Genomic DNA, 7,759 nt, shown 5'->3' on the forward strand with positions numbered 1-7,759 from the left:
GAGCGCGCTCCGGAAGACCGGCGACAGCGCTAAACTGGGGAAGATTCAAACGGCACTTCTGGGGAGTATTGAGCCGGCATCGACACAGCGTCGCGTCATGACGGCGATCGAACTGTGCGGGACCGCCGCGCTTGGCGGGCAGTCGAAGCATGTGATCAATGCGGCCACCGGCGCATCGCCTTCAACAGCTGCCGCGACAGGCATTGTCCCCGCTGCCAATCACTGGCCCGCGCGCAATGGCTGGAAGCTCGTCGCGCCGAGCTCCTCGACACCCAGTACTTTCCCGTCGTTTTCACGCTGCCGGAGCCCATTGCCGCAATCGGCTATCAAAACAAGGCGCTTGTCTACGGCCTGCTCTTCCGCGCCACCGCCGAGACCTTGCGCACCATCGCCGCCGATCCCAAGCACCTGGGCGCCGAGATCGGTTTCTTCGCCGTGCTGCACACCTGGGGCCAGAACCTGCTTCATCATCCGCATCTGCACTGCGTCGTCACCGGCGGAGGCCTTTCTGCCGACGGCAATCGATGGATCGCCTGCAAGCCCGGTTTCTTCTTGCCCGTCCGGGTGCTCTCACGCCTGTTCCGACGATTGTTTCTGGAGCATCTTGGGAAAGCCTTCGACGCCGGCCAGTTGAAATTCTTCTCTGGCTTGCAGGACCTGAGCGAGCGCGACGCCTTCCGGCGTTATTTGGCGCCGCTACGAAAGGCTGAGTGGGTCGTCTTTGCCAAGGCGCCCTTCGCCGGACCGGAGCAGGTCCTCGATTACGTCGGCCGCTATACGCACCGCGTCGCCATTTCCAACAACCGCGTCATCGACTTCGAGGACGGCGCCGTGCGTTTCCGCTGGAAGGACTACCGGCACGGCAATCGGCAGAAGGTCATGACCGTTGCGTCCGACGAGTTCATTCGCCGCTTCTTGTTGCACGTCCTGCCCGAGGGCTTCCATCGCATCCGCTACTACGGCTTTCTCGGCAATCGCTACCGGGCGCAAAAGCTCGCCCACTGCCGCGACCTGCTCAGCATGCCGGTTCCCGAGCCGTCGGACAGTCGACCCGCAAAGGATTACCGCGACCGCTACGAGGATCTCACCGGTCATTCCCTCAGGCAATGCCCCGCCTGTCGTCAAGGTCAGATGATCATCATCGAAATCTTCGACGGCGCCACTGGACCCCCGCCATACTGGGATACGTCATGAAAGAACCGCTTCGCTTTCCCGTCACCGCATCGCAACGAGCCGTTCGGCCCGAAAACCGAGCCGGTCCCGCGAAGGTGCGCGTTGTCACCCCCGGCTGCCTCCGTCGGCAGGCCGCGACGCCGGTCCTCGCTTTGCTGAACCCATATCCGTGCCGCTTTCGGTGCAGGCGACCCCTTGCAATCGCGGCGTCCACGACCGCATCCGGGCCCACGCCATGCCTGTTCATGGGCACGGCCTCAATTGAATGCCCATACCGGCCACCCGTGCCGGCGGCCTAGTCCAACACGTTTTTAGCTCACCGTCGCGATCCACTCAGCGCGCTTTCGCCACCCGCCGTTCTGCGCGACGCCAAGCTAAAAACGCTCTGCATTACGTGCCCGGGCACATAATCGCAGACGATCGCCTTCGTTACCCCACCGAAGAAAGCGAGTGCCCTGCACTGGCCCTCGATCCAGTCAGGCAGTTTCTGGCTGAACCTGGCATGGGTGAAGGTAAGGGACGACGCGCCGTGCGCCCCGCGGTATTCCTGCCACAACAACGTCAGCGTCACGTCCTTCACGTCGACGCCCCTTTGGGCCGCTGCCTCGTGATCGTCGCTTTCAAGGGATCCCACCAGCGGCCGTTCAGGACCACTCCCCGGGCAACGAGTCTCTGGTTTCCGCGCATTACCTCGTTCCTGCAATCGACATAGTCGAAGGAACCTTCCTCCAGGGCGAGAATGCTGGCGTCCCCTGCGGACCCGGGCTTTAGCGAACCAAGCTCCGGCCGGCGGAGCGCCGATGCGGCGTTAATGGTCGAAGCACTGATAACCTCGTTCAGTGACATGCCCAGACACAGAAACTTCGACAGGGTTGTCGTCTGATCAAAGACCGGTCCGTCAATGCAGTCGGTATGAATATCCGACGAGATAGTATCGGGCTGGAATCCATAGGTCAGCATGGCGCGGGCCGTCTTGAAGGAAAACGAGCCCTGGCCGTGGCCGATATCGAAAAGAACCCCACGTTCACGCGCTTCGCGCGCGGCTGCTCTGATGGCGCCCTGCGAATTGACGGGTGCATTCGGGAAGGGTCGAAAGCAATGGGTGAGGATATCGCCATGCCTGAGTCGGGTGACGACTTCCTCGTAGGAGGGTGGCGGGAAATCGATATGGGCCATTAACGGCAAGCCGGTTTCATCGGCAACCTGCAAAGCCACGTCGAGCGGGGCGAGACCGGAACTGCCTGACGCGTACTTTCCGACCCGAACCTTTATTCCGGCGATCACATCCCGATTTGCCTCGACAACCTCGACGCTCTGCACTGGAGACAGCAACCTTATCTCTTCACTTTCGCCGACCTGGGAGCCAAAACCATAAATTCCCGCAAATGATACATTGAGCAACGCCAAAATTCGGACTTGAGACTTCTCGATAACGTGCTTTCGAAAGCCGGCAAAGTTTCCTGGGCCAGCACTCCCGGTATCGACAACGGTCGTGACCCCGCTGGCGCGGCCGAACGCTTCCGCATCGATGCCCAAGGACGTTCCGCCCCAGTAGACATGCGTATGAAGATCGATAAGGCCGGGGGTTACAATAAGGCCGGAGACATCCCGCTCAACTGCCCCCGCCTCCGAATCGAGCCGCGGTCCGATAGCCGCCACCTTCCCGTCGAGGAAGCCCACGTCGACAGTTGCGCACAGCGTTTGAGAGGGATCAATGACCCGACCGCCCCTGAGAATCATATCAAATAGCATTGTTGTTGCGCCCGAGCCTCAGCAATGTCCGGCGTCTCGCCGTCAGACTTGCAATTTCACTTCTAGCTATTACCGGTGCTGGGAACAGTCATATCGGGCACCTTCACAAATGGCCTGCGCCAGCGGCGCTGGGCAGATTTTGGGGTCAGACATCAAATGGTGTGATCGACCAACTGATTAAATTGACGGCTCGCTGAAGTATCACCTTCGTCCGAGCGAGTGTGGGCGAAGCGGCGATGACATAGCCGATGCGGTCTCGGTAATCACCTTTCCTGACGATCGGCGTCTTGGGTTTTACATGCAATTTGACCTCGGCGACACCTGATACCGCAGTCGCCCGACTGTCGCCATCGATCCAATCGAGGGTGCCATCGCGATCAGCAATCAGGGATCGCACAGCCGCGATCTGCGAGTGTCTTTTTTGCAAATTCGGTTCATCGCCGATGACAAGCTTGATATGCTGGGTGACGAGATCGACACCGTAAGCCAGTTTAACCAGTTGAGGAGTGGGCGCGCCACCAAGACGCGGATTGACTTCAATGACGACTGGGCCACGCTTCGTCCACCTAAGTTCAATGCTCTTTGGTCCCCAGCCAAGGTCGAGAGCTCGCAAGCAGCTCAGCGAAACATCGGCGATACGCTCATGCTCGTCATCGGTCAGCAGAGCCGGAAAGGTGCACTCACGAAACACGAAATGCGGTGGCGGGTCGTATTCAGCGGCGCCAATCCCGACGACCTCATTTCCCATTATTGCAGCGAAGTACAGCGGACCTTGTGCGAATTCCTCGACCAGTATCCTTGGCGAACACCCCCATGTATGCTTCCCGTCTAACAGATAGCTCGTATGTTCGGCCACCTCATCAGCATCCCGGCACAATCGGACACCGACGCTGCCTGCTCCCACGGCCGGTTTAAGAACCACCGGCAGCCCGATCTCAGCGACAGAGCTTTCCACGTCCTTCCCATCCGCTGCCAAACGATAAGCAGGTATTGGAACGCCGGCTTCCGCGAGGAGCTGACGTTGGACGAATTTGTCACAGCACCGTTCAATCGATGTGGGGTTTGGTCCCGGTAGATTGAAATGCCGGCAGAGCTTGCCAATTGTCGCGTAGAAGGCCTCAAGGGAGGATGTGATGCCAGCAATATCATAAGTAGCGCCTAGGTCGGAACATTCGCGGATCAGCGCATCGAGATTGCTTGTATCGACCCGGACTGCCTCGTAGGTTTCCGCCGCAAGATAGTCGTATTGTGCTGGATCGGACGACAATGTGATTGGATGAAAACCAAGACGCTGGGCCGCTTGGATGAAGAGGAGACCAGAACCCGTTGGACTGCCTTCGACTAGAATGAGTGCCCTCGTTGCCATTTGCTGTTGATTCTCCGTATGGGGCGGTTCGAGTGTAAACCGGCATCAGCCTTTTTGGCCGTGCCTGATCTCAGACGTTGTGGCAAACGTACCATTGTCGGCGATTGGCGACTGCGAAGTTTCTGTTAATTCAATTGAAGGATCCGTTGCGAGGTTTTGCTCGGCGGCCGCTGTTGCGCATGATCCGTGCCGCCGAGTTCGGACCGCCGAAAGCATTCACGTAAGGGGCAAGCTACGGCACGATCATCTGCAATCTGCAACGCGGTCACATTCTCGAGTTCTTGCCGATGTGGTCACATCCTGGCCCAACGTCACCCGGGCGTCGAGATTGTCTCCATCGAGCGCGCCTACGCCCGCGCCACATCTCCTGAAAAGGTGACGCTGAACCAGTGTTCGGCTGACCGTGCTCGACGGTCAACCGGTGGACTGGGAGGTATTGCGAGATGCATCGTGCTCGTGGAGCATTCGGGCCGCCGCCAGGGCCGAGGCAACCCGCTCTTGCGGTCAAGGCACATCGCAGCAAGGCGGGGCATCAGCAACGCCGCCGCAACAACCGAAGCTGCTGATGTCCATCTGATCCTGGTTCTGGTGATCGACGAGGTCGTCAACGATGTTCTCGACTCTCCCCCTGTGAAGACGAAACCACGGATGGCGCAATCGCTGTCCCTTTGGAGGCTGCATAGCCTCCTCCTCCTCCGTTGCTACGCCGGCGGCGGCCATCAGTACATTGGCGAGCCGGGCGACTATGGTCCCGTTGCGCTGAACTCAGTCCGTTCAATGACGGTGCAGTTCAACAGCTCTGGGCGGATCCCGACACACCAAAACCGCGAACGCAAGCGACTGCTTGCCCACATCATCGACCATGTCACTCTCGTCAAGCTGCCGACGGAAGGAACCACCAAGGTTCACGTGCGATCCAAGGGCCGCAAGATCCAGACGCCCACCACCCAGAGCCCAAAATCTTCCGCCCAGCAGGTGAAGATACAGCCCGGCATTGTCGAACTGCTCGACAAACTCCTCGACGACCACGTCTATTCCGAGATTGCACCGTTTCGAGGTGATTAACGGTGCCGGCGGTCGGCGTCCCAGGACCATCGCCTTCAGCGCGTCCGGATCGTCGGGAAGCCGGTCAGCCGTCACCGCCATGACCGGATCAGACCATATTCGCCGGCAGCCCGCGACAGCGGAATCCAGGCCGATTTACTTCGTCGCGGGTTACCCCGCCTGGGCTGGAACGCGGGTCCGGTGCGCCTCGTGGACCCGCCGCCAGTCCAACCCTCCAATATCGCGGACAGTTGCGCGGCCGTCAGCCCTATCACGCGGTCATGAACTTCGGCCAGCGGAACTCGCCATCCTCCAGGCGCTTGTAACTCACTTGGAAATGCAGGCGGTTGGGCATTGCCTGCAGCATAACGTGACATGCCGATACCAAATGTTCGGATCTTCGTGCTTCCCAATTTTGCTGCGCCATGCTCAACTTCAAGGCGTCGATTGCCGGCGCGCAGGCGCCGCGAGCAGCTCTATCAGCGCCACAGGGATCCGAGTGTCGGCGGGACATCTTCCATAATCCCGGCCATCCCTACACAAGAGGCGCTGCATGAGTGCGATCCTGGCCGGATCACTTCCAGCGCGTCGGCGACCAAGCGGTTGTCCGGATCGACCTTCGGGGTAGCGTCGACTGCCAGTTCAGCCTCATAGCGGCGCGTTGCAACTGCGTGCCGCGCAGCGCCGGCCTGCTCCACGCGCTGGGTGATCTCGTCGTCCGTGAAGAACTCGGAATGCTTTGATTCCGTTTAACAATTTCCCCTGATTTCAGGTTTCAGATTGCCGAATTTCGTGGCTAGAGGCTGCGATTTCCGGCAAATTGGATGCGCTTGTTCTGCGTGATTCGAGGCGATGACGAAGCTGCGAGGGAAGCGAAGCGATGCGACCGAAGGAACGGCGCGAGAGCGGCCAGACGGACCTGTTGCGATCCCGGCTCGACCACATCCTCAATATGGATCATGCGCTGGTGAAGCTGGCCAAGACGATCGACTGGCGCTTCCTGGAAGAGCGGCTCGGCGAGGTCTATGACGACGATCCTGGCCGGCCGCCTTTGCCGACACGGCTAATGGCGGGACTGGCCATTCTCAAGTCGATGCACAACCTGTCCGACGAAAGCCTGTGCGAACGCTGGCTGGAGAATCCCTACTACCAGCTGTTCTGCGGCGAGGAGTTCTTCCAGCACCGTTTGCCCTTCGACCGCACTTCACTGACGCGCTGGCGGCTGCGTATGGGGGAAGAGCGGCTGATGGCGCTGCTCCAGGAAAGTCTTGCAGCGGCGGCCAGGCTGGGGGCGGCCAAGCCGTCGGACTTCCGCGCGGTAATTGTCGATACCACCGTGCAGGAAAAGGCCATCACCTTCCCGACCGACGCCAAGCTGATGCATCGCGCCCGTGAGCGGCTGGTGAAGCTGGCCAAGAGGCATGGCATTGCCCTGCGCCAATCCTATGCGCGGGTCGGCAAGATCGCGCTGATCAAGCATCAGCGCTATGCCCATGCCAAGCAGTTCAAGCGGGCCAACCGCCAGCTCAAGCGCCTGCGCACCATGCTGGGAGCGGTGATCCGCGACATCACCCGCAAGCTCGTCGGGCGGCCGGAACTGATGCAGGTCTTTGCCCTGCCGCTGTCGCTGGCCCGACGCGTCAGGGATCAGCGCCAGCGCGAGCGGGGCAAGAAGGTGTATTCCCTGCACGCTCCGGAGGTCGAGTGCATTGGCAAGGGCAAAGCCCACAAGCCCTACGAGTTCGGCGTCAAGGTCTCCGTCGCCACCCCGCTGCAGCGCAGCCGCGGCGGCCAGTTCGTCGCCCATGTCAAGGCGCTGCCCGGCAATCCTTATGACGGCCACACGCTGGCCACCATCATCCCGGCAATCGAGGACACCATCGGCGTCAGCCTCGGCAAGATCGTCACCGATGCCGGCTATCGCGGCCACAACGCCCCGAAGGGCAAGATGTTCAAGGTCCATGTCGCCGGCTACAAGCGTGGCCTCACCAAGGCCGTCAAACGGGCGCTGCGACGCCGGGCCGCCGTCGAACCCGTCATTGGCCATCTCAAGAACGACCACCGTATGGGCCGCAACTTCCTGGCCTTCTCGAGGGCGATGCCAACAACGCTGTGCTTGCCGCCGTCGGCTACAACTTCAGCCTCCTGCTCAACTGGCTGAGGCTTTTGTGTGCCTTCCTCCTGGCGCTGTTCGCCACCCCCGCAGCGCCGCCGATCCAGCCACGAACAGCCTAATCACCGCTCTGGACGATCCAACCGGCGGACGCCCATTTGCCAGCCCGTCTTTCCGGCCCTGATCGCAACCGCCGTCAGCGAAATCGACGTTCTTCACAGCCGACGATCTCGTGCTGCACGGCAAGCGCGACATCGATCGCCGCCGGCGCGATCGCCTTCAGCAGTAGCGCGCTTACCGCCTCGTCGACC

3 protein-coding genes and 3 pseudogenes are annotated in these 7,759 nt (G+C 60.7%); 3 read left to right on the forward strand and 3 right to left on the reverse strand.

The window, feature by feature from the left end; all coding sequences use genetic code 11:
• Positions 1 to 34: 34 nt before the first annotated feature.
• Positions 35 to 1,194: pseudogene (locus NKH67_RS33495) on the forward strand (IS91 family transposase).
• Positions 1,195 to 1,549: 355 nt separating this feature from the next.
• On the opposite strand, the pseudogene NKH67_RS33500 reads toward NKH67_RS33495, so the two are convergent.
• The 3 genes and pseudogenes from NKH67_RS33500 to NKH67_RS33510 form a co-directional block, all read right to left on the reverse strand.
• A pseudogene (locus tag NKH67_RS33500) lies at positions 1,550 to 1,702 on the reverse strand (IS21 family transposase); the annotation flags it as partial.
• A 47-nt stretch (positions 1,703 to 1,749) separates the two neighbouring features.
• Positions 1,750 to 2,925 carry an amidohydrolase/deacetylase family metallohydrolase gene (locus tag NKH67_RS33505; protein WP_353033001.1) on the reverse strand — a complete coding sequence of 392 codons (1,176 nt, stop codon included), beginning with the start codon at positions 2,923 to 2,925 and terminating at the stop codon, positions 1,750 to 1,752.
• A 145-nt stretch (positions 2,926 to 3,070) separates the two neighbouring features.
• Positions 3,071 to 4,291 (reverse strand): ATP-grasp domain-containing protein, encoded by a 1,221-nt coding sequence (locus NKH67_RS33510; protein WP_353033003.1) that lies wholly within the window; start codon positions 4,289 to 4,291, stop codon positions 3,071 to 3,073.
• A 450-nt stretch (positions 4,292 to 4,741) separates the two neighbouring features.
• Between NKH67_RS33510 and NKH67_RS33515 the strand changes: the two genes are divergently transcribed.
• Together NKH67_RS33515 and NKH67_RS33520 are read left to right on the forward strand one after the other, a co-directional pair.
• Positions 4,742 to 5,356: a hypothetical protein gene (locus tag NKH67_RS33515; RefSeq protein ID WP_353033005.1), complete on the forward strand. Its 615-nt coding sequence runs from the start codon at positions 4,742 to 4,744 to the stop codon at positions 5,354 to 5,356.
• Positions 5,357 to 6,215: 859 nt separating this feature from the next.
• A pseudogene (locus NKH67_RS33520) lies at positions 6,216 to 7,570 on the forward strand (IS5 family transposase).
• Positions 7,571 to 7,759: the final 189 nt, after the last annotated feature.

It is taken from the genome of Mesorhizobium sp. M0968, from assembly GCF_040319065.1.
Lineage (GTDB): Bacteria > Pseudomonadota > Alphaproteobacteria > Rhizobiales > Rhizobiaceae > Mesorhizobium.

Bases quoted from the DNA above. Each gene is read 5' to 3' on its own strand.
- NKH67_RS33505 (WP_353033001.1), bottom strand. From the start codon at position 2,925: ATGCTATTTGATATGATTCTCAGGGGCGGTCGGGTCATTGATCCCTCT.
- NKH67_RS33510 (WP_353033003.1), bottom strand. From the start codon at position 4,291: ATGGCAACGAGGGCACTCATTCTAGTCGAAGGCAGTCCAACGGGTTCT.